General features: G+C 61.8%; 13 protein-coding genes and 1 pseudogene. 6 read left to right on the top strand and 8 right to left on the bottom strand.

Going from position 1 to position 19,006, the window contains the following annotated elements:
* Positions 1-29 precede the first annotated feature (29 nt).
* From CQ020_RS19700 to CQ020_RS19685, 4 genes are read left to right on the top strand one after another with little or no spacing between them, the layout of a single operon-like run.
* Positions 30-2,564: an RNA helicase gene (locus CQ020_RS19700; protein WP_105693381.1), complete on the top strand. Its 2,535-nt coding sequence runs from the start codon at positions 30-32 to the stop codon at positions 2,562-2,564.
* A gap of 7 nt (positions 2,565-2,571) precedes the next feature.
* Positions 2,572-3,945, top strand: coding sequence for a CoA transferase (locus tag CQ020_RS19695; protein WP_105693378.1), 1,374 nt, complete (start codon positions 2,572-2,574; stop codon positions 3,943-3,945).
* A gap of 32 nt (positions 3,946-3,977) precedes the next feature.
* A complete protein-coding gene (locus CQ020_RS19690; protein ID WP_105693375.1) occupies positions 3,978-4,490 on the top strand; it encodes a GNAT family N-acetyltransferase in 513 nt (170 codons plus the stop codon).
* Entirely contained in the window at positions 4,459-5,841 is a 1,383-nt protein-coding gene (locus CQ020_RS19685; RefSeq protein WP_258142106.1) for an alpha/beta hydrolase, read from the top strand. Before CQ020_RS19690 ends, CQ020_RS19685 begins: the two co-directional genes overlap by 32 nt.
* Here the strand turns inward: CQ020_RS19685 and CQ020_RS19680 are convergent.
* The 4 genes and pseudogenes from CQ020_RS19680 to coaE form a co-directional block, all read right to left on the bottom strand.
* Positions 5,838-7,190, bottom strand: coding sequence for an MFS transporter (locus CQ020_RS19680; protein ID WP_105693373.1), 1,353 nt, complete (start codon positions 7,188-7,190; stop codon positions 5,838-5,840). The genes CQ020_RS19685 and CQ020_RS19680 overlap by 4 nt on opposite strands.
* A 29-nt stretch (positions 7,191-7,219) precedes the next feature.
* Positions 7,220-8,248 carry a TerC family protein gene (locus CQ020_RS19675; RefSeq protein ID WP_105693371.1) on the bottom strand — a complete coding sequence of 343 codons (1,029 nt, stop codon included), beginning with the start codon at positions 8,246-8,248 and terminating at the stop codon, positions 7,220-7,222.
* A gap of 167 nt (positions 8,249-8,415) precedes the next feature.
* Positions 8,416-10,515 carry an excinuclease ABC subunit UvrB gene (gene uvrB, locus CQ020_RS19670; RefSeq protein WP_105693369.1) on the bottom strand — a complete coding sequence of 700 codons (2,100 nt, stop codon included), beginning with the start codon at positions 10,513-10,515 and terminating at the stop codon, positions 8,416-8,418.
* A 157-nt stretch (positions 10,516-10,672) separates the two neighbouring features.
* Positions 10,673-11,317, bottom strand: a pseudogene (gene coaE, locus CQ020_RS19665) (dephospho-CoA kinase); the annotation flags it as partial.
* A 22-nt stretch (positions 11,318-11,339) separates the two neighbouring features.
* Between coaE and CQ020_RS19660 the strand changes: the two are divergent.
* Entirely contained in the window at positions 11,340-12,029 is a 690-nt protein-coding gene (locus CQ020_RS19660; RefSeq protein ID WP_105693367.1) for a YigZ family protein, read from the top strand.
* A gap of 102 nt (positions 12,030-12,131) precedes the next feature.
* Here CQ020_RS19660 and rpsA read toward each other — a convergent pair whose 3' ends face one another.
* Positions 12,132-13,610 carry a 30S ribosomal protein S1 gene (gene rpsA, locus CQ020_RS19655; RefSeq protein ID WP_024820997.1) on the bottom strand — a complete coding sequence of 493 codons (1,479 nt, stop codon included), beginning with the start codon at positions 13,608-13,610 and terminating at the stop codon, positions 12,132-12,134.
* 184 nt (positions 13,611-13,794) lie between these two features.
* Complete coding sequence (locus CQ020_RS19650) at positions 13,795-14,637, bottom strand: polysaccharide deacetylase family protein (protein WP_258142105.1); 843 nt, start codon at positions 14,635-14,637, stop codon at positions 13,795-13,797.
* Between CQ020_RS19650 and CQ020_RS24585 the strand changes: the two genes are divergently transcribed.
* A complete protein-coding gene (locus tag CQ020_RS24585; protein ID WP_258142104.1) occupies positions 14,636-14,845 on the top strand; it encodes a hypothetical protein in 210 nt (69 codons plus the stop codon). The genes CQ020_RS19650 and CQ020_RS24585 overlap by 2 nt on opposite strands.
* Here the strand turns inward: CQ020_RS24585 and CQ020_RS19645 are convergent.
* Complete coding sequence (locus CQ020_RS19645; protein ID WP_105693362.1) at positions 14,842-16,155, bottom strand: GNAT family N-acetyltransferase; 1,314 nt, start codon at positions 16,153-16,155, stop codon at positions 14,842-14,844. The two genes, CQ020_RS24585 and CQ020_RS19645, sit on opposite strands and share 4 nt — an antisense overlap.
* A 97-nt stretch (positions 16,156-16,252) precedes the next feature.
* Positions 16,253-18,895 (bottom strand): DNA polymerase I, encoded by a 2,643-nt coding sequence (polA, locus tag CQ020_RS19640; protein WP_258142111.1) that lies wholly within the window; start codon positions 18,893-18,895, stop codon positions 16,253-16,255.
* Positions 18,896-19,006: the final 111 nt, after the last annotated feature.

Below are 19,006 nucleotides of genomic sequence, written 5' to 3'. Positions count from 1 at the left end.
AAACCGTCCGGGCACTAAGCTGGAAACCAATGAAACTTCTTGAGCAGCTCCCCGGTTCCACCGCCACAGGTCCCCTGGACCCGGACGAAATCTACACACGGTTCGTGGAGTGGACTGAGAGCCGCGGGCTGCAGCTCTACCCGGCGCAGGACGAGGCCATCATGGAGCTCGCTTCCGGCGCCAACGTCATCCTTGCCACCCCCACGGGCTCCGGCAAATCCCTGGTAGCCATCGCAGCGCACTTCGAAGCGATGGCGCGGGGCCAGCGAAGCTATTACACCGCTCCGATCAAGGCTCTGGTCTCCGAAAAGTTTTTCGCCCTCTGCGAGATCTTTGGTGCCGAAAACGTTGGCATGATCACTGGTGATTCCGGCGTCAACCAGGATGCACCCATTATTTGCTGCACTGCGGAAATCCTGGCCAACATCGCACTGCGCGAGGGCTCTGCGGCAGAGCTTGGCTCCGTGATTATGGACGAGTTCCACTTCTACTCCGACCCGCAGCGCGGGTGGGCATGGCAAGTGCCGCTCCTGGAACTCCCGCAGGCGCAGTTCCTCCTGATGTCAGCGACACTGGGCGATGTCTCCCGGTTCGAGACCGGTCTGACAGAGTTGACAGGCCGGACCACCACGACTGTGAGTTCCGCGGAACGCCCCATTCCGCTGCATTACTACTACCACCTGACGCCGGTTCACGAGACGTTGGAAGAACTGCTCTCCACCAAGCAGGTTCCTGTCTATGTGGTCCACTTCAGCCAGGCCGAAGCCATTGAGCGTGCCCAGAATCTTATGAGCATCAACATGTGTAGCCGCGCCGAAAAGGACCGGATTGCCGAGTTGATTGCGGGATTCCGATTCGCCGCAGGATTCGGGAAAACGCTGAACAGGCTTGTACGCCATGGCATCGGCGTCCACCACGCCGGCATGCTTCCCAAGTACCGCCGCCTGGTGGAGCAGCTCGCCCAGGCCGGCCTCCTGAAAGTCATCTGTGGAACCGACACTTTGGGGGTGGGCATCAACGTGCCCATCCGGACAGTGCTGTTGACGGCTCTGAGCAAATACGACGGCGTACGCACCAGGTCTCTCAACTCGCGGGAATTCCACCAGATTGCAGGCCGCGCGGGCCGTGCAGGCTACGACACTGCCGGCACGGTGGTGGTTCAAGCCCCGGAGCACGTGGTGGAAAACACCAAGGCCATGGCCAAGGCCACCGCCAAGTTTGGCGATGACCAGAAGAAGCTGCGCCAAGTGGTTAAGAAGAAGCCGCCGGAAGGATTCGTGTCCTGGGGTGAGCCAACGTTCAAACGACTCGTCGAGTCTGTTCCCGAGCCCTTGACGTCCAGTTTCACCGTCACCCACGCGATGCTACTGAACCTCATGGAACGCCCGGGCGACCCCTTCCAAGCGACCCGGCGCCTGCTGAGTGAGAACCATGAGAGCAGGCCCGCGCAGCTCCGGCTGATGAAGAAAGCCCTGGGGATCTACCGGGAACTGCTGGCCGCCGGTGTGGTGGAACGTATTCCGGAGGAGGAACAGGAGGCCGAGGGTCGCTCCGTCCGGCTGACTGTTCATCTGCAGGCCAACTTTGCCCTCAACCAGCCCCTCTCCCCCTTTGCGCTAGCCGCCCTGGAGCTCCTTGATCCGGAGTCGCCCTCCTACGCCTTGGATGTTGTCTCCGTCATTGAGTCGACGCTTGAGAAGCCGCGCCAGATTCTCTCGGCCCAGCAGAAGAAGGCGCGGGGTGAGGCAGTGGCCGCCATGAAGGCTGATGGCATCGAGTACGACCAGCGCATGGCCATGCTGGACGAAGTGACCTACCCCATGCCGTTGGCGGAGATTCTTGGCGAGGCCTTCGAGGTTTACCGCAAGGCGGCCCCGTGGGTGGGCGACTTTGAGCTTGCTCCGAAGTCGATCATTCGGGACATGTACGAGCGTGCCATGAACTTTGGCGAGTTTGTGCAGTTCTATGGCCTGGCCCGCTCTGAAGGCATTGTCCTGCGTTATCTGGCGGATGGCTTCCGTGCGCTGAGGCAGACAGTTCCCCAGGATTCCCTCCGTGAGGATCTTGAAGATCTCATTGCTTGGTTGGGCGAGCTGGTGCGCCAAGTGGACTCCAGCCTGCTGGATGAGTGGGAGGAACTCACTTCAGGGCTTGTCCCGACGCCCCATGACGCTCCCCCGCCCCCACCCCCGCTGCTGACCGCGAACATCCGGGCTTTCCGGGTCATGGTTCGGAACGAGATGTTCCGCAGGGTTGAACTGTTCGCTGACGAGGATTCCGCGGCACTGGGAGAACTCGATTCCGACGCCGGCTGGGAGGCAGGGCGGTGGGAAGAAGTCCTGGACGACTACTTCGACGAACATGACGACATCGGCACGGGCCCCGACGCAAGGGGCCCAGGGTTGCTCATCATCACCGAGGAACCGGGAACCTGGAAGGTCCGCCAGATTTTTGATGACCCGGCAGGAAACCACGACTGGGGAATCTCCGCCGAGGTGGACTTGGCAGCGTCAGATGAGACCGGCACCGCGGTGGTGCGGGTGACGGACGTCAACAGGCTCTAGGTCCACCATGGAATCAGTCCCTGATCTGACCGCCGGCTTGGGCGAGGTGGAAGCCCTGCGCAATGTACAGCCGGCAAGCTGTACTGGTTCGCGTCGTTGGTGGGGTGGCCCCCTGGATGTCGAGGGTTTGGCGCTGGGTTCGGTTCACAGCGCAGCAACGGCGCTTAATGTGCTGACTGGTTCTCCAAGGAGATACTCGGTTGATTCAGGGCTGACTGCAGCTTCTTTTGATTCGCTGGGCCACCTTCGGATTGCGGGCCGGAAACCCCAGGGCTTCGCTCCGTCGTCCGGGTTCCGGCGCACTGCGGACGGCTGGATCCGTCTGCACGCCAACTACCCTCATCACGAGGCGCGGTTGATGGAGGCCCTCTCCGCCACGGTGCCGCGGGACGTGGACCGTGCCTTGGCGTCGATGACCTCTCTGGAGGCCGAAGCTGTAATCGTGGCACACCAGGGTGTTGCCGCCGCTGTCCGGAGCCGTGAGGAGTGGGTTTCTTCAGACATGCATTCCGCGGCAAGCACTGGGCCTTGGATCAGCCTCGCCCCTCATGATTCTCAGCCCGGGAGGCCGGCTACCTCCCCGTGGGTGCCTTCCGGGAACCCGCTCCAGCCGCTGGACGGATTGAAGGTGCTCGATCTGACCCGCGTCATCGCGGGGCCAACTGCCACACGCTTTCTGGGGGCGTTGGGTGCTGATGTTCTGCGGATCGATCCCCCTTTTCTTCCGGAGCTACCGGAGGCGTTCATCGACGCGGGGTTCGACAAACGCAGCGCCGAAGCTGATTTCAGGAAACCCGGGGATCTGGCAGTTGTTCATGGTCTTGTTGCCACTGCGGATGTGGTGGTCACCGGATACCGCAACGGGGTCCTGGACCGATACGGTTTGGGCCAGGAAGCGCTGCTGGGTGCCAGGCCAGACCTGGTGGCGGTTACGTTGACCGCATGGGGCGGTAACGGCCCGTGGCGGGCAAGGCGCGGCTTTGACAGCCTCGTGCAGGCAGCCTGCGGGATCGCCGTCAAGTATGGACAAAATGACGACGACGGATGGAAACCTGGTGCGCTTCCCGTCCAGGCCCTGGACCACGCCACGGGATACGGGCTCGCGGCGGCGGTGCTGACGTTGCTCGCCGAGCGCGTGAGGACCGGAGCCGGCGGATCAGCAACGCTCTCCTTGGCGCGGACAGCTGAGGAACTCTTCGCCCTGGCTTCCGGCCACCAGGGAATGCCTGTGACTCCGGTCCAGGAGCCCGAGTACTTTGCTGCGGACAGCCCCTACGGGCAGCTCAGATTTGTTGGCCCGCCTCTTTCCGTTGACGGTACCCCGCTCAGGTATTGGCGGCCGCCGGTGCGTTATGGAACGTCCACCCCAGCCTGGCAGTAGGAAGCCGGCAAGCCCCTAGTAAGCTCGAATGCATGAGTGTAATCCGCCCCGCCACCGTTGAAGACGTTCCTGCAATCCTGCGTATGATTCACGATCTTGCAATCTACGAAAAGGAACCGGACGCCGTTAAGAACACCCCGGCCATGCTCACCGAAGTACTCTTTGGCGAGAACCCGCGCGTCTACGCCAGCATTGCGGAGAACAGCGCCGGCACGGTGCAGGGTTTCGCCCTCTGGTTCCTCAACTATTCCACGTGGGAAGGCGTTCACGGCATCTACCTGGAGGACCTCTACGTGGTTCCGGATGCCCGTGGCGAGGGCCACGGCAAGGCGCTGTTGCAGCATCTGGCCGCCACCGCCGTCGAACGTGGCTATGCCCGCGTGGAGTGGAGCGTTCTGAACTGGAACGAGCCCTCCATCAATTTCTACAAGAACCTGGGTGCTTTCGCCATGGAGGAATGGTCAACGTTCAGGTTGACAGGCGATGCGCTCCAATCCTTTGGATCGAACGTCGGTGAGTCGAAAGAGGTTCTTGCCCGTGGCTGAGCTGTCCGGAGCCGAACTCTCCGCACCCAGGCCGGGGGAACCTACGGCACGGCACCGCATCCAAGCCCGCTACGAATTCCGCGGACTCCGGACGGCGGAACACTACTTCACGGTCCCTTTGGTTCACCAGGAGGTGGTCCCCGGCGAGACGATCACCGTCTTTGCCCGGGAATACTCCTCAACGAGCCATTCGCCCGAGGAGGCTGCCAAGCTGCCGTGGCTCCTCTACCTGCAGGGTGGGCCGGGTGGCCGGGGTAACCGCGTCACCTCGCTGTCCGGCTGGATGAAGGCGGCAGCGAAAGACTTCCGCATCCTGATGCTGGATCAACGTGGCACAGGATTATCCACGCCGATTGAGCGGCAGTCGCTGGAGCTCCGGGGTGACGCCGCAGCGCAAGCAGACTACCTGACCCACTTTCGTGCCGATTCCATCGTGGCCGATGCCGAGTACATCCGGCGGGTTCTGGGCTCCGGCCCGTGGTCTGTGCTGGGACAGAGCTTCGGTGGCTTTTGCGCGCTGACGTACCTTTCATTCGCCCCGGAGGGGTTGCGTGAGGTGCTGATCACCGGTGGCCTGGCCCCCCTCCACGGTCCAGCGGACCGCGTCTATCAAGCAACGTTCCGTCGGGTAGCTGCAAGGAACGCCGAGTATTTCGCGTGGTACCCGGAGGACAGGGAAAAAGTCACACGCATTGCCCGCCACTTGGAGCAGCAGCCCGAGTTCCTCGCAAGTGGCGAACGGCTGACACCGGAGCGTTTCCAAATGGTGGGATCTTTCCTGGGCGGCAACACCAGGGTGGATGCCCTCCACTACCTTTTGGAGGACGCCTTCATAGAGACACTCAGTGGTGAGCGGTTGTCCGAATCGTTCCTTGAACAGGTTCGGGCACTGGTCAGCCGTGCGGCCAACCCGCTCTATGCCGTCCTCCACGAGTCCATCTATGGCCAAAACGAGGCAACCAACTGGGCAGCTTGGCGGGTCCTGCAGGACTATCCTGATTTCAAACCCGAATCCGAAGAGCCGCTGCTCACAGGGGAAATGGTGTACCCCTGGTACTTCGAGCAAGACCCGGCGCTCGTTCCCTTACGTGACGTCGCCGAACAACTCGCGGCCCGAAAAGACTGGAAACCGCTGTACGACCCCACCCGGTTGGGATCCAACACCGTCCCCGTCGCGGCAGCCGTGTACAAGGACGACATCTATGTGGACCACGATCTCTCGATGGAAACGGCCGCAGCAGTGCGCGGACTCCAAGCCTGGGTCACATCCGACTTCCACCACGATGGCATCGGCGAAGACGGAGAGGGCATCTTCCGCAGGCTCTTTGGCATGGTCCGCGCCCACCGCTAGGTGGACGTGCCATCCGGCGATCCGCTGCTCACAGCTGACGTACGCTGGCGGGCAGCAATTAAGGCCGTCAAGGCCAGCACCGCTGCCGCCAGAACGCTGGAAGCAATGTTGAGCCCCTGATAGCCGATCCAGGCAAGGAGCAGCCCGGACGTTGCGCCTCCGAGCGCTCCTGCGGCACCCATCAGGGTGTCCGAGACGCCTTGCACGGTGACCCTTTGATCGGGTTCAACGCTCTCGGCCAACAGCGTGGAACCGGCAATGGTTGCCGCGGACCAGCCCAGGCCCAGAAGAATCAACCCCGTGGTCACCAACACAGGCTCACGCTGGCCGAACCCTGCGATGAACACCGCTACCAGCAGAAGCCCGTGCCCCATGGCAATGGTCTGAAAGCGTCCGGCCTTGTCCGTAAGCCACCCCCAAAGGGGTGATAGGGCAAACATGCCAGCGATGTGGAGGGAAATCGTGAGCCCGATAACCACCAGTGCATCCGTGCTGTCCGTGGTTCCGCCATGGTGTCCTGCATGCGACCCTCCCAGAAGCTGTTGAAGATGCAGCGGTGTCATGGACATGACTGCCACCATGACGCCGTGGGCGGCCACGACTGCCGCCAGCGCCAGCATCGCCCGGGGTGACGAACGGACGGCACGGAGACCGGATCGAATGGTTCCCCGCACAGGCTGTGCTGCCGGCTGACCGCTGGCATCAACCTGACGGGCCAGACGGCGGGACAGCAGCAGCGGATCGGGCCGCAAACCGGCAAACAACAGTCCTGCTGCCAGTAATAGACCGACTGCGGAGAACACGAACGGACCGGCGATGGGTGGCAGGCCCAGTGCCGCACCTACTGCGGCTCCGGGCTGAATCAGGTTGGGTCCGGCCACAGCTCCGATGGTGATGGCCCAGACCACTGTGGACAATGATCGTCCGCGGCGCTCCGGTTCGGCGAGGTCGACGGCGGCGAAGCGCGCCTGCAGGTTTGCCGCAGTACCCAGGCCGAGGAACGCCGCGCCCAACAAGAGCAAGGCGAACGACTGGGCGGTTACTGACGCGATGATGAGCAGCGCGCCGATCATCGCAGCTACCAAACCAGTGACGAGTCCTACGCGCCGGCCGCGGGCCTCAGCCAACCTCGCCAGCGGCAGGGCTGCGATTGCTGCAGCAAGTGTCAGCACAGTGGTGATGGAGCCTGCCCAGGCTTCGGACCCCGATAAATCCACGGCCAGCAGGGACCCGATGGACAGTGTGGCCCCATTGCCAACGCCGCTGAGCAGCTGTGCCGAACTGAGCAGGAAAACAGTACGGCGCTGAACCCGTTGCGGGTCCAGCGCCGTAGTAGAAGTGGTAGTCACTTCACGAGACTACAACTTTTGGAGTTCCGTTAGTCTGCCTCGCTCATGCTCTTCTTGGCATCTTCCTCGAGCCGGGCATCCAGTTTGGCCTGCCGTGCTTGCGGGCTCAGCAAGCTGGCCACAACAGCTACGACGATGGTGCCCACAATGACAGCCAAGGACACGTAGGTGGGGATCTCAGGGGCCCACTCGATGTGATGACCGCCGTTGATGAACGGGAGCTCATTCACGTGCATGGCATGCAGGACAAGCTTGACGCCGATGAAGGCCAGAATCACGGAAAGAGCGTGCTTGAGGTACACCAGGCGTGTCATGAGTCCGCCCAGGAGGAAGTACAGCTGACGCAGGCCCATCAACGCGAAGATATTCGCGGTAAACACGATGAATGCACTCTGGGTCAGGCCGAAGATCGCGGGGATGGAGTCAACGGCGAACAGGAGGTCGGTCAAGCCGATGGTCACGAAGACGATCAACATGGGGGTGAAGACCTTCTTGCCGTCCACCACGGTGCGGATCTTGTTGCCATCGAACTTCTCGGACATCGGCAGGACCTTGCGGAGGCGGCCGATCAAGGGGTTCTCGGCACCTTCTTCTTCGTCCTCGCCGGAATCCTTGGCCTGCTTCCAGGCGGTCCACAGCAGGAAAGCGCCGAAGATGTAGAAGACCCAGCTGAACTGCTCGATCACAACGGCACCCAGGGCGATGAAGATGCCGCGAAGGATCAGCGCGATGATGATGCCCACCATCAGCACTTCCTGCTGGTACTTACGGGGCACCGAGAAGCGGGCCATGATGATGATGAACACAAAGAGGTTGTCGATGCTGAGGCTGTACTCAGTGACCCAACCAGCAACGAACTGACCGCCGTACTCAGGGCCGGCGAAGGCGAACATGGCAACTGCGAAAAGCAGTGCCAGTCCTACGTAGAAGCCAACCCAGAGGCCGGCCTCCTTCATGGAAGGTTCATGGGGACGCTTGACGACCAAGAGGAGGTCGATCAGCAAGATGATTCCGAGAACGACAAAGGAGCCGATCTCAAACCAGACGGGAAGCTGCATTAAAGGTGCCTTTCGCAGGGTACGGGAAAGCGGTGTAAGTCTCTCCGGCCTGCCAGGGTGCGGTGAAGGCAAAATTGGCGGCCCGCTAGATCCGGCGAGGCATCTGTGCCTTGCGTGCTGACGGACGTAGCGCTTGGGATACTCCCCTACGTGACCATAACCTTACCTTAGGCGTGCCCGGCAGACTGCATCTGGCGTAATTCGCGCTTCAGCTCCTTGACTTCATCACGGATCCGGGCGGCGACTTCGAACTGCAGTTCAGCAGCCGCCCCGTGCATTTGTTCGGTCAGTTGTTCAATGAGGCCAACAAGGTCTTCAGCGGGAGCTGCGGCGAGCCCGTCCTGGCGAACCGTGGCCGCACCCTTTGCGGCCGTCTTACCGCGCTTGCCACCCTTGGCCAGCCGGTTGTTGTTGAGCAGCTCCTGGGTGTCTGCGTCTTCCTTGGCCAGTTGATCGGTGATGTCTGCGATCTTCTTGCGCAACGGCTGGGGGTCTATGCCGTGGTCGGTGTTGTACTGCACCTGGATGGCGCGGCGGCGGTTGGTCTCCTCAATGGCATGGGCCATGGAGTCGGTGATCCTGTCCGCGTACATATGTACCTGACCCGAGACGTTACGGGCGGCACGGCCGATGGTCTGGATCAGGGAAGTGGAGGAACGCAGGAAGCCTTCCTTGTCCGCATCCAGGATGCTGACAAGGGAAACCTCGGGAAGGTCCAAACCTTCGCGGAGCAGGTTGATGCCCACCAGGACATCAAAAACGCCCATCCGGAGTTCCCGGAGCAGTTCCACCCGCCGCAGAGTATCGACGTCGGAGTGCAGATACTCCACCTTCACGCCATGACCCACCAGGTAGTCCGTGAGGTCCTCCGCCATGCGCTTGGTCAACGTGGTGACAAGAACGCGTTCATTCTTTTCCGTGCGGGTCCTGATTTCCCCGAGAAGATCGTCAATTTGTCCCTTGGTGGGCTTGACCACCACCTCGGGATCAATGAGGCCGGTGGGACGAATGATTTGCTGCACATAGCCATCCGCTTTACCGAGCTCGTACTTGCCCGGGGTTGCGGAAAGGTACACGGTCTGGCCGATGCGTTCCAGGAATTCATCCCATTTCAGCGGTCGGTTGTCCATGGCAGAGGGTAGGCGGAAACCGAAGTCCACGAGGTTCCTCTTACGGGACATATCGCCCTCGTACATGGCGCCGATCTGCGGAATGGTCACATGCGATTCGTCCACCACCAGGAGGAAGTCGTCCGGGAAGTAGTCGATCAGACAGTGTGGCGCTGTTCCCGCTTCGCGGCCATCGATGTGGACGGAGTAGTTCTCGATGCCGTTGCAGAAACCCATCTGCTGCATCATTTCGAGGTCGTATGTGGTGCGCATCCGGAGCCGCTGTGCTTCCACAAGTTTTCCTTGGCCTTCGAGGACCTTCAGACGGTCAGCAAGTTCGTCCTCGATCCGCTTGATGGCCCGGGCCATGCGCTCAGGGCCAGCCACGTAGTGCGACGCCGGGAAGACGTACATCTCTTCTTCGTCCCGCAGTACCTCGCCGGTGAGGGGGTGGAGCGTCTGAATATTCTCGATTTCGTCACCGAAGAATTCGATCCTGATGGCCAGTTCCTCGTACATCGGAATGATCTCCACGGTGTCGCCGCGGACCCGGAACGTGCCCCGGTGGAAGTCCATGTCATTCCGGGCGTACTGCATGGAGACGAACTTCCGCAGGAGGTGGTCGCGGTTCATTTCCGCACCCTTGCGGAGCGTCACCATGCCCGCGATGTACTCTTCAGGCGTGCCCAGGCCGTAGATGCAGGACACCGTGGCCACCACGATGACGTCGCGCCGGGTCAGCAGGGCGTTGGTGGCCGAGTGCCGGAGTCTTTCGACTTCCTCATTGATGGAGGAATCTTTCTCAATGAAGGTATCCGTCTGGGCTACGTATGCCTCGGGCTGGTAGTAGTCGTAGTAGGAGACAAAGTATTCCACTGCGTTGTTGGGCAGCAGCTCCCTGAATTCATTGGCCAGCTGCGCGGCAAGAGTCTTGTTCTGGACCATTACCAGGGTGGGACGCTGGACCTGTTCGATGAGCCACGCCGTGGTGGCACTCTTACCCGTACCAGTGGCGCCGAGGAGCACGACGTCTTTTTCACCGTTGTTGATGCGCTCTGTCAGCTCGGCTATGGCAGCCGGCTGATCACCGGCGGGCTTGAACTCGCTGATCACTTCGAACGGCGCGACGACACGGTTGATTTCCTGGGCAAGGCTCATACAACAAATCTACCCCCGACCCAGGACAGCTACTGTCCGCGTTTGCCTTGAGCGGAAGACAATTACGACGGCGGCACGCAGCTTGCGCGTTTGGCCCACTCATTCATGAGCGGCCAGGCAACGTGGAACCGTTTCAGCCACTGGGCGGGATCGGGTTGTGCGGGCTGACAGGCCCGGTATCGCGCGGAGCCTTGGAGTTGTGGTGGAGGCTATTTGCCAAGGGCACCAGTCGGTGCTCCCACAGAGCGTCCACAGCAGCGAGCAACTCTTCCCGGGTTCCGGAGTTATCCAGGACAACGTCGGCGGCGTCATTGCGTTCTGCGCGAGTGGCCTGCGAGGCCATGCGGGCCAACGCGTCCTCCGTGCTCATCCGTCGAAACTCCACCATGCGTTGAAGGCGGACATCGTCCGGGGCATCAACCACCACCACCAAGTGGAAATTGCCGCCCTGCCCGGTTTCGACAAGCAGAGGAATGTCCTGGACCACGATGTCGCCGGCACCTGACACCATTGCGCCGGCTACCTCGCGGACCAGCGGATGGACGATGCTGTTGAGAACGTCTCGTTGGGCGGGGTCCTGGAAAACGATGGCCCCGAGCTTGGGCCGGTCAAGCCGACCGTCGTCGTCGAGGATGCCAGGCCCGAACGCCTTCACCACACGGTCCAGTCCCGGAGTACCCGGCTCCACTACCTGCCGCGCTATAACGTCCGCGTCCACGAGGATTGCACCCAATTCCTGCAGCCTCGACGCCACCAATGATTTTCCTGAGGCGATACCGCCTGTCAGCCCGATCTTCAGCACCCCTCAACACTAGACTGAAGCGGTGGAAATTGAGGATGTCAGCCGCGCCACCAGTTATACGACCCTCGCTGCGGGCTCCGATTTTCGCCACGAACTGGAGATCCGCCGCTCGCGCTTCATCACTGTTCTGAGGCGCTCCCCCGACGAGGACACTGCCCGTTCCCTGGTGTCGAACCTGCGGCGTGAATTCCACGACGCCCGGCACCACTGTTCAGCCTTCGTCATCGGCGCGGACCGGATGATTCAACGCTCCAATGACGACGGGGAACCCTCAGGTACCGCGGGCATCCCCATGCTGGAGGCACTCGTCAAACGCGAGACATCGCCCGGGGTGACGGACCTCAGCGACGTAAGCGTCGTCGTCGTACGTTATTTCGGTGGGATCCTCCTGGGCGCGGGCGGACTGGTCCGCGCCTATTCGGAATCGGTCTCCGCCGCCCTGGATCTGGTGCGGTTGGTGCAGCGGCGAAGATTACGGCTGTGCGCCGTCGATGTCCCCCATGCCGGGGCCGGACGCTTGGAAAACGAACTTCGCAATGCCGGGTACGTGATGGCGGAGACCGGATACGAACCCCAGCACACGATTCTTCGCATCGCCTTGCCTGACGATGCAGCCACCCTCTCCGAGGCCCGTACCAGGCTGGCTTCCCTGACGGCGGGAAACCTTGAGCTGCGGCCCCAAGGAACAGAGTGGGTAGACGTCCCCCTCTGAGTAGTTCCACACCGCATGAAGACGACATAAAACAGAAGGACCCCTGCCCGGAGGCAGGGGTCCTTCTTTGGCTATTCAGCACATCCCGTGAGGGAGGCGGAATTAGTTGCCGGTCAGCTTCTCACGCAATGCGGCGAGTGCTTCGTCGGACGCCAAGGTACCACCAGCGTTGGACTCAGCAGCAGCCGGCTCCGAGGAGTAGCTCGTGGTGCCGGAATCGCTCTCACCGGACGTTGCAGCAGCAGCGTCGTCAGCAGCGTGCTGGGCAACCTGCTTCTTGTGAGCTTCCCAGCGGGTCTGGGCGTCAGCGTACTGCTGCTCCCAAGCGGCGCGCTGGGTCTCGTAGCCCTCGAGCCATTCGTTCGACTCGGGGTCGAAGCCCTCGGGGTACTTGTAGTTGCCCTCTTCGTCGTACTCAGCGGCCATGCCGTACAGAGCGGGATCGAACTCGGTGCTGTCAGCGTCAACGCCCTCGTTAGCCTGCTTGAGGGAGAGGGAGATACGGCGACGCTCGAGGTCGATGTCGATGACCTTGACGAACAGTTCGTCGCCAACGGAGACAACCTGCTCGGCGAGCTCAACGTGGCGGACTGCCAGCTCGGAGATGTGAACGAGGCCTTCGATGCCGTCTTCGACGCGAACGAACGCACCGAACGGAACCAGCTTGGTGACCTTACCCGGAACAACCTGGCCGAGGGCGTGGGTGCGGGCGAAGGTCTGCCACGGATCTTCCTGCGTAGCCTTGAGCGACAGGGAGACACGCTCGCGGTCCAGATCCACTTCGAGGACCTCGACGGTGACTTCCTGGCCAACCTCGACAACCTCGGACGGGTGGTCGATGTGCTTCCAGGACAGCTCGGAAACGTGAACGAGGCCGTCTACGCCGCCCAGGTCCACGAATGCACCGAAGTTGACGATGGAGGAAACAACGCCCGGACGAACCTGGCCCTTTTCCAGCTTGTTGAGGAACGTGGAGCGAACCTCGGACTGAGTCTGCTCGAGCCATGCACGGCGGGACAGAACAACGTTGTTGCGGTTCTTGTCCAGCTCGATGATCTTGGCTTCGATCTGCTGACCGATGTACGGAGCGAGGTCGCGGACGCGACGCATCTCGACGAGGGATGCGGGCAGGAAGCCACGCAGGCCGATGTCCAGGATGAGGCCACCCTTGACAACCTCGATGACGGTACCGGTAACGACACCGTCTTCTTCCTTGACCTTCTCGATGTCGCCCCAGGCACGCTCGTACTGAGCGCGTTTCTTGGAGAGGATCAGACGGCCTTCTTTGTCTTCCTTGGTGAGAACCAAAGCTTCGACCTGATCGCCAACGGCGACGACGTCACCGGGATCAACATCGTGCTTGATGGAAAGCTCGCGGGAAGGGATGACACCTTCGGTCTTGTAACCGATGTCGAGCAGAACTTCGTCGCGGTCGACCTTGACGACGGTACCTTCGACGAGATCTCCGTCGTTGAAGTACTTGATGGTGGCGTCGACAGCTGCGAGGAAGTCCTCAGCGGTACCGATGTCGTTAATGGCGACTACGGGGGTACCGGGCTTCTCGGTGGAGGTGATGGTCATGTAGTAGGGGCTCCGTTGTGGATAGTTAGTCGGTCAGGCAAACCGCTGCCGTCCGGGTCCGGACGGCAGAACACGGCAAATTACCGGGTCATCCTGATTTGTGGATTAATACAAAATGGATGCATGCACGTAGTACACGCCCGTTTATTCTAGTCGCATTGGCAAAGCAGGGTCAAAAGGAGTGTTACGGCGTCAAGACGTCCCCCAGGCGGCCAAACGAGACTCCATGATCGAGAAGCCGCGGCAAGGCTCGCGCATATCCGCCAGCTGTGCCTGCGGCCGGCCTGTTGAAGTGCGAGATCACGATGTCACCGGCCGCGGCCCGCCCCACCTCGGCGGCAACGGTGGCCGCCGAGTAGGTGGCACCGCCGTCGCCATTAACAGTGAAGTTGACCGGCAGCATACCGAGCCTTCGCGTCATGTCCACCGCGACGTCGTCGTAGAACGCAGTTCCTGGACGAAAGAACTGCGCGACCCTTCCGGTGAGTTCCTGCAGGATCTGCTGGTTGCCCATCACTTCATCGTAAGCAGCCGCAACAGAAGCGGTCCCCTGGATGCCGTAAGCGGACTTGCCGTTCACTGACAGGGGCAGGTGAGCGGTGCCGTGATTGGCGAGTTCGAACAGCGGATCAGCGGCCAGTTCTGCGAACAACCCTGGGTTGGCGTGAATCCATCGGCTGTTGACGAACAACGTTGCAGGGACATTGAGCCGACGAAGAGTTTGCAAGAGTGTGTGATCGCACCCTGTGCCTCCATGACCTCCACACGCATCAAAGGTCAACGCAACTTTGGCGGAGGCTGAACGATTCACCACCCCCGTCACGTGCAGCCCCCATTCTTTGGGGTTCCGTCCAGCGAACTCGGCCAGCACCTGCTCCTTGCCGGGAGCTGCCGGCGGCGCGGACGGTCCCGTGGACGGTCCCGTGGACGGTCCCGCCGGTGCGAGGGCGGCCGCCGCCTGCTCACTGGACCTGGCAGCGATGGAAGGAGGTGGCGTGGCCGGCCCAGTTACTGGCGCATTTCCCATGGCCGGCTCCGTCCCGGAGGCTGTAGGTACGGCCGGGCTTCCGCTGTTCGCGCATGCCGATAGTGCCGCAGAAGCCAATCCTGCCATTCCAAGCAGCACTGACCGCCGGCCGGCCAACGGCCGCCGCTTGGAATCCCCCATGGATGTCCTTTTTCTTGTTGTGACTATGTGGTTGTGTTTAGCCGGCGCGGCCTGGAAGCTCGCCTAGAAGTGCGTCAGGCAGTGCGCGGACCTTTCCACGGCAAATAGCTGCTGCGCCAGGAAGGCGGCTCCCGGTGTGTGTTCGTGAATGCGACTGGCCGCTGCCAAGGTCACGGGCGACACAGCGCCAAGGTAGATGGAGGCAAGATCGGCGACGTCCAGGCTGAGGTCGGGTGCCTCGCCTGAGGCTTCAGTCACGACGGCGGCAGCACCGCCGTCGGACTCGAGTACCCAGGTGCCGCCCGCCATATCCAGGGAATCACGTACTTCCAGCACCAGCTTGCCTGCGGCAGCGAACTTTCGGGCGCGCAGGGCGGCAGGTGTATCCAGGATCCGGAGCCAAAGCATGTCGCGGATTTCAGAGGCGTCGATGCACCTGGGATCCACCAGTGCCCATGCCAGGGGATCGTCCACTGGCGCTTCGGCCCACGTCACTTCATCGATGAGATCGATGCTGCCCAGGAACCGCCACAGGTCCAGGTAAGCCGCGTTGCTTGCCGCAACGAGGTCCACGATCTCCATGGTGTACGGCTTGTGTTCCCACCCCTTGAAGCGGTAGGAAACGTAGCCATCCAGCGCGCCGGACTGATCGTAGTGGAGGGCGCATCGGACGGAGGTATCCGGTTTGCCGTCGTGGCCGATCGAACCGGATGCCACCAGCCGGTAATACTCCTGCCGGTCAACCGAACCAGGCGAGAGCCGCTGGAGACGTTCGAAGACCTTCGGAGCTACGTCCAGCAACACCGAGGGATCAGCGACTTCAACAGTGCCTTCCGGCAGGCCCCGGAGCTGGAAGCGCGGGCCGGTATCAACTTTGATGCTCCGTTCGAAGGTGGCCACACCAAAGCCAAAACGGCCATAGATGGAGGCTTCGGACGCCGTAAGGGCTGCCATCGCGAGGCCGTCATCCTTCGCGGCTTCCAAGTCTGCGGTGATCATGCCACGCAGTATGCCGTTCCGCCGGTGGGTGCCGCGGACTGTCACGGCGGTGACGAGATTGGATTCAAGTTGGCGGCCAAAGCCGATGTTCAACGCCTTGCGCATGGTCGCGTACGTTGCCACCGGAACCTCGGGGCCAAGAGAGTGCTCCGGGACGCTGCCATTGACATACACACCCGTCAGCTCGCGCTGATCTGTTTGGTAGGCCGCCAGAGTTTTGGCGAGGTACTCATCATCGCGCCGCTGCTGGTGGAATCCGTGGGAGACAGCCTGCACCCAGGTGGTGCAGCGGCTGTAGCCGGCGTGCTGTGGGTCAGCTACAGCGGGGAATCGTTGGACGGTGTACTTTCCGGACTTGTTTTCATTGGGATCGGCCACGCCCTTGAGCCTAGCCAGACGCCGAAGGGCGCGCCACCATCTCGGCGGCGCGCCCTTCGGCGTTCCCTGAATCCTTACTTAGTGCCCGGCGGCTTGCCTAGTGCCCGGCCTCGTACCAGCTGGAACCAACGCCAATCTGGACATCGAGCGGGACTGACAAGTCGGCGGCGGAGCCCATCTGTTCGATGACCAGCTTCTCCACGGATTCACGCTCCCCCGGTGCAACTTCGAGCACAAGTTCGTCGTGGACTTGAAGCAGCATGCGTGACTTGAGTCCTTGGCTTGCGAGCTCGGCCGAGACGCCCAGCATGGCCCGCTTGATGATGTCCGCGGCCGAGCCTTGGATGGGCGAGTTCAAGGCGATGCGTTCTGCTGCTTCGCGGGCTTGCCGGTTAGTGCTGGTCAGGTCCGGCAGGTAGCGGCGACGGCCTTCGATAGTTGCTGTGTAACCGTCCACCCGTGCTTGATCCCTCACGCCGTCCAGGTAGGCGCGTACGGCACCGAAGCGGTCGTAGTAATCCTTCATCAGCGTCCGCGCCTCATCCACGGAGATCTCCAGCTGCTTGGACAGTCCGAAGGACGTCAGGCCATACGCCAAACCGTAGGACATCGCTTTCACCTTGGAGCGCATGGCACTGGTGACTTCGGCCGGCTCAACGTTGAATATCCGGGCGCCAACGAAGCGGTGGAGGTCCTCGCCGTCACGATAGGCCTGAATGAGGGCCTGATCCCCTGACAGGTGCGCCATGATCCGCATCTCGATCTGGGAGTAGTCGGCAGACAGCAAACACTCGTAGCCTTCGCTGACCACGAAGATGCTGCGCACCCTGCGGCCCTCCTCGCTGCGGACCGGGATGTTCTGCAGGTTGGGGTTGTTGGATGAGATGCGGCCTGTGGCTGCAATGTTCTGCGCATACGTTGTGTGGATACGAGCATCGTCAGCAACAGACTTCTTGAGTGTTTCCACCATCTGAGCCAGTTTGGACGACTCACGGTGCGCCATGAGCTGGACCAGGAATTCGTGTCCGGTCTTCTCCAGCAGGCCCTTCAGGGACGCGGCGTCGGTGGTGTAGCCCGACTTGATCTTCTTGGTCTTGGGCAGACCGAGTTCCTCGAAAAGGACTGTCTGCAACTGCTTGGGCGAACCGAGGTTTACCTCGTGCCCGATCGCAGCAAAAGCCTGTTCCTGGGCATTCTCGATCACCTTGGTGAGGTCCGCGAGTTGCTCGTCCATGCGGTCCGTAGACACAAAGATGCCAGTGAGTTCCATCTGCGCCAGCACACGCGCCACCGGAAGTTCGAGCGTCGTCAACAGGGCGTCGGCCTTGATCTCGGCAAGTTCCGTTTCGAAGTGCTTGCTGAGGGCATGCACGACGGCGGCATGCTGGACGAGCGCTGCTGCGGCAGCCTGGTCTGTTTCACCCGAGAGGTCGAGCTCCAGCTGGCCGGACTGGGCAGCGGCCGTGGCAAGTGAGATCTTCAAGTGCACTTGGGCGAGTTCGGCGAGATCGTAGCTGCGGCGGTCCGGCTGGATCAGGTAGCCGGAGATGGACGTGTCATCCACCACGCCTTCCAAGCCGAGGCCACGGTTGTGAAGAGCCTTCAGGGCCGACTTGAACTCGTGCAGCACCTTTGCTTCCTCGGGGTCCTTGAGCCACCGGGCCAGGACCGACTCTGCCGCAGCGTCCAGACTCGTCAGTTCGATGTACGCCGCTCCGTTGCTCCTGACAACAGCCAGGGCACTCGCATCATCACCGATGCGTCCGGGGACAAGCTGCACTGCCAGCGCTGAACGCACACCGGAGCCGGCAGCGAAGAAGGACTCAAGTTCCGCGGCATCCGTGACGACGGAGTATTCCGGGGCGTCGATGGTGTCCGGAGCCTCTCCGGCGGTGTCGTCACCGTAGAGATCGAACAGCCGGGTGCGGAGCGTCCGGAATTCGAGTTCCTCAAAAAGATCCTCGATCGCCTGGCGATCCGGACGTGGTTCATGCAAGTCAGCCAAGGTGAGTGGAAGGTCGAGGTCGGTCAGCAGGCGGTTGAGCCTGCGGTTGCGCTTGACGTTCTCAAGGTTCTCTTTCAGGGCCCCGCCCACCTTGCCGCCGATGGAGTCAAGGTTTTCCAGGATGCCTTCAAGGCCACCGTAGAGGTTGATCCACTTTGCAGCGGTCTTGGGGCCAACGCCGGGAACGCCGGGAAGGTTGTCCGCAGTTTCACCCACGAGGGCGGCGAGGTCCGAATACAAACCGGGCTTGACGAAGTACTTCTCCTCGATGGCCGCAGCGTCCATCCTGGGAATGTTGCTGACACCCTGCTTGGGGTACAGCACAAAGACGTTGTCGTTGATCAGCTGGAACGCGTCCCGGTCACCGGAGACAAGAAGGACTTCGAAGCCGGCAGCGTCGCCCTGTGCTGCCAGTGTGGCCAGGACATCATCGGCTTCATATCCGGGCATGGCAATGGTCCTGATGCCCCAGGCTTCCATGACCTTGGCGATGAGGCCGATCTGGCCGGCGAACTCGGCAGGCGTGGCGTTCCGGCCGCCTTTGTATTCGCTGTACTCCGCCTTGCGGAACGTGGTGTCATCCGAAACGTCGAAGGCCACGGCAACGTGGGTGGGCTTCTGGTCCTTGATCAGGTTGATCAGCATGGAGGTGAAGCCGTGCACGGCATTGGTGTATTGGCCCCTGGCCGTAGAGAAATTCTCTGCAGGCAGGGCGTAGAAAGCCCTGAACGCCATGGAGTGGCCGTCCAGGACCAGCAACCTGGGCCGGTCCTCCCCCGCGGCGCTGGTGGACGTTGAAGCAGAGGGGGTGGGTGCTGTAGCGATGGCAGCAGCTTGGGCCGTTGG

Source organism: Arthrobacter sp. MYb23 (assembly GCF_002979775.1).
Classification (GTDB): Bacteria; Actinomycetota; Actinomycetes; order Actinomycetales; family Micrococcaceae; genus Arthrobacter.
The sequence above is the reverse complement of the archived record's forward strand: the minus strand, read 5'-3'. Positions and strand labels throughout refer to the sequence as shown.

Bases quoted from the DNA above. Each gene is read 5' to 3' on its own strand.
- polA (WP_258142111.1), bottom strand. From the start codon at position 18,895: ATGGCGTTCAGGGCTTTCTACGCCCTGCCTGCAGAGAATTTCTCTACG.
- CQ020_RS19700 (WP_105693381.1), top strand. From the start codon at position 30: ATGAAACTTCTTGAGCAGCTCCCCGGTTCCACCGCCACAGGTCCCCTG.
- CQ020_RS24585 (WP_258142104.1), top strand. From the start codon at position 14,636: ATGGCCGGCTCCGTCCCGGAGGCTGTAGGTACGGCCGGGCTTCCGCTG.
- CQ020_RS19675 (WP_105693371.1), bottom strand. From the start codon at position 8,248: ATGCAGCTTCCCGTCTGGTTTGAGATCGGCTCCTTTGTCGTTCTCGGA.
- uvrB (WP_105693369.1), bottom strand. From the start codon at position 10,515: ATGAGCCTTGCCCAGGAAATCAACCGTGTCGTCGCGCCGTTCGAAGTG.
- rpsA (WP_024820997.1), bottom strand. From the start codon at position 13,610: ATGACCATCACCTCCACCGAGAAGCCCGGTACCCCCGTAGTCGCCATT.
- CQ020_RS19650 (WP_258142105.1), bottom strand. From the start codon at position 14,637: ATGGGAAATGCGCCAGTAACTGGGCCGGCCACGCCACCTCCTTCCATC.
- CQ020_RS19695 (WP_105693378.1), top strand. From the start codon at position 2,572: ATGGAATCAGTCCCTGATCTGACCGCCGGCTTGGGCGAGGTGGAAGCC.
- CQ020_RS19690 (WP_105693375.1), top strand. From the start codon at position 3,978: ATGAGTGTAATCCGCCCCGCCACCGTTGAAGACGTTCCTGCAATCCTG.